Genomic DNA, 266 nt, shown 5'->3' on the forward strand with positions numbered 1-266 from the left:
GCAGATAAGGACGGTATTTTCCCCATCGCGTATGGGTTCGGTCGGCAATGATGCCCATCATCGGGTCGGACACCGCATCCCAAATGCGCGTTACCAACAGCAGGACGCCCGTATCCGCCAGACTCAGCCCGTATATATTAGAATAGAATATAGGCAGATAATAGGAGAATATCTTCCAGAACATAGAGGAAGACATATCACCAAAGCCATAACCAATTTTCTCTTTCAGTGTTGCCATACTATTAAATTAAAGATTTATAACCATC

Annotated in this window: 1 protein-coding gene; it reads right to left on the reverse strand. The window is 44.4% G+C overall.

Translation table 11 applies throughout. The annotated features are described in order from the left end of the window. The coding region (locus tag LI164_RS15805) for an MFS transporter (RefSeq protein ID WP_227087393.1) at positions 1-238 on the reverse strand (238 nt) is incomplete at its 3' end. Between the last annotated feature and the right edge of the window lie 28 nt (positions 239-266).

Origin of the sequence: Dorea sp. 210702-DFI.3.125 (genome assembly GCF_020560945.1) — a bacterium.
Lineage (GTDB): Bacteria > Bacillota > Clostridia > Lachnospirales > Lachnospiraceae > Dorea > Dorea formicigenerans.